Genomic DNA, 2,848 nt, shown 5'->3' on the forward strand with positions numbered 1-2,848 from the left:
GATCGCCATCATCCAGAAAGCAGGGCAAGCGGTTGTTCCCGCGCTGCACGATGTGCTGCGGGATGCCGGTAAGGTCGATGCGTGGAAGTCTGGCCATGGAACAAGACTCGCAGCCCGGCGTTGGAAATAACGGGGTCAGGTTAACTTATTAGTCGATGGTGTTCGGGTTGCTTGGCCATGGGCGGGACTGACGCCCGCTAATAACGAGGTCAGGTTAACTTATCAGTCGATGGTGTTCGGGTTGCGTGGCCGATGAGCGGGCCTGACGCCCGCAAAGCGGTGGGTCTTGGCTTCGATCATTGCGCGGAAGGCGCCGTGGCCCAGGGCTCGCTGCTGCTGTAGATGAAGGCGAATGCTGGCGAGCAGTTCGTCGCAGAGGGCTTCATCGAGCAGGGCGCGGTAGGCGTTGGATCGCTCGATCGGGTCGTTGCCAAGTGCAAGCCCAAATAACGGGGTCAGGTTAACTTATCAGTCGGCGGTGTTGGTGTTGCGTGGCCGATGCGCGGGCCTGACGCCCGCAAAGCGGTGGGTCTTGGCTTGGACCATTGCGCGGAAGGCGTCGTGGCCCAGGGCTCGCTGCTGCTGTAGATGAAGGCGAATACTGGCGAGCAGTTCGTCGGAGAGGGCTTCATCGAGCAGGGCACGGTAGGCGTTGGATCGCTCGATCGGGTCGTTGCCAAGTGCAAGCCAACAGGGATGCGGTGTCAGTGCGGAGTGCCTGCGCTGGCCTAGGTTGGCAGGGCAACTAGACCAGCGATACGCCGCAGGGTTGTCGGTCAGGCGAGCACGCGCGGGATTGAGCTTAATGTAGCGATAGCAGCGAAGGGCGTAGTCCGCACTGTCCACAAGACATGCTTTGTACCGCGCTTTCCATAGCGTACCGGCGCACCGGTGGCGGCCATTGAAAAATGGTACGTAGTTTCGCCCAAGCCGTTGCGGCGATGATGCGGTCGATTCAACCGCTTCCGTCGCCCGGTTCCAGAATGCGCCACTCTCTTTACGGTGAGACCATGCTTCGTGTTTCAGGCCGAGCCGATTCCTTGAAATTCGTTTTTCGACAACTTGTAATGCTCTTTTGTCAGATAATCACAGGGAAATGATTCAAGGTGACGTTTCAATGACTGATTAAGGTCACTTTCTACCACGCCAATATCATCGATCTATAAAGGCGCGAACGTGCCAGGAAAATCAGTACTTTGAGTCATCCCGAAAACCCCTGATAGGATCCGATTCTTGATGAAAAATCTACAGATGCAAAAGCGCGTGGCATGCCTCGCAATAGTCATCAGCACCTCCTTTGCATGCTCGGCTGCCATGGCGCAGGTGGTCCCTCCTCGCAATCCCGACCGCGACGTCCTGCCGCTCATTTCTGGCTCGAAAGTCGGCGTGAATACAGGATCCTGCACCGTCGGGGCGGTGGTGGTGCCCAGCAACATCCTCTATCGACTGACGCCGTACCAAAATGCCACACGATGGCTCGTGCTTGCCAAGCACTGCTCCCTACCGGGCGGGACGGTCTATTTGGGTGACCAGAACGAGCCAATTGGCACTGTCGTGTGGCAGTCCGCAGCCTCGGACCTCGAGCTTGTGAAGGTACCGCCCGAGCCCAATCCGTCCTATGTGTGGTGCCAGGCACATCACAATAGCGGCGCTGCCATCTGCAATCCGTACTTGCAATATCGGCCCCGCGCGAGCAATCAGGTCTTCATGCCGCGCGGCGGGCGGGAAGCACGTCTTCCTGTGAGCGGGTGGTCCAACGCGCCAGATGAGACATTCTGCACAAGCGGTTGGCGCACCGGTGTCCGGTGCGTTTGGCACGGCATGACACTCGCGCCAGGAATTTGGCGGCCGAATTATGATCACCTCGGTGCCGCGGACTCGTCCGAGTTCGCCAGCCTTGACGGCGGCGACTCCGGCGGACCGGTCGTCACCTACGACCGGCATCTGGTCGGGGTCATCTCGTCCAGTGACGATCGCACCCGTTCCATCCTTTTCTACACGCCAATGGCGCAGGTGCTGCAAGAGCTCTACAGCTACACCCTTGCCCCAAGCAACTTCCCCGCCGCTGACGGCGAGAGCAATCCGCTCTCCCCCGCCGGTGAAAAAACTCTTTGGGAGCTTGCTCCGACGGATGACGACACGGGAGCTACTCAGGCGCAGTCCATGGGCGGACAAAAACAAGCGGGCTGATGTTCATTACGTGGACCTGTGCTGTCAGCATCTCGCGTGAGTCGCGGGAATAGCTTTTCAGTCAACAAAGCGCCGCCTCCGTGCGGCGCTTTGTCATGTGCTCGCGTTGCACCGGGAAAACGGGACGGAGTTAATTGACGGAGGTAATTAAGCGAACCGGGCGTACAATCCCGCGCGGTGATGTCCGATAGCAGGGCTGTGTCGCTACCTTGAAAATAACGAAGCCAGGTTGACTTACCAGTCGACGGTGTTCGGTCTGCGTGACCGATAAGGGGCCTTACGCCCGCAAAACGGTGAGTCTTGGCTTGGACCATTGCGCGGAAGGCGTCGTGACCCAAGACCCGGAAAGTGGGTCAGATTTACTTCGGCGTTGACACCTGGCCCCGTTAGCTGCTGCCGTAGGCCGCGCTTGTGGCTGATCGCTATCTGCCTGGCCGGGTGCGCGAATCTCCCGGTAATAACGGGGTCAGGTTAACTTATCAGTCGGTGGTGTTGGGGTTGCGTGGCCGATGAGCGGGCCTGACGCCTGCAAAGCGGTTGGTCTTGGCTTGGACCATTGCGCGGAAGGCGTCGTGGCCCAGGGCTCGCTGCTGCTGTAGATGAAGACGAATGTTGGCGAGCAGTTCGTCGGAGAGGGCTTCATTGAGCAGAGCACGGT

General features: G+C 59.2%; 2 protein-coding genes. One reads left to right on the plus strand and one right to left on the minus strand.

Annotated features, from left to right (window positions below):
* Positions 1–468: 468 nt before the first annotated feature.
* Positions 469–846 (minus strand): transposase, encoded by a 378-nt coding sequence (locus tag J7396_RS22295; protein WP_074053248.1) that lies wholly within the window; start codon positions 844–846, stop codon positions 469–471.
* A 390-nt stretch (positions 847–1,236) separates the two neighbouring features.
* On the opposite strand from J7396_RS22295, the gene J7396_RS22300 reads away from it, so the two are divergent.
* Entirely contained in the window at positions 1,237–2,190 is a 954-nt protein-coding gene (locus tag J7396_RS22300; protein ID WP_046932882.1) for a trypsin-like serine protease, read from the plus strand.
* Positions 2,191–2,848: the final 658 nt, after the last annotated feature.

It is taken from the genome of Xanthomonas sp. A1809, assembly GCF_017746015.1.
In the GTDB taxonomy this organism is placed as follows: Bacteria; Pseudomonadota; Gammaproteobacteria; order Xanthomonadales; family Xanthomonadaceae; genus Xanthomonas; species Xanthomonas euvesicatoria.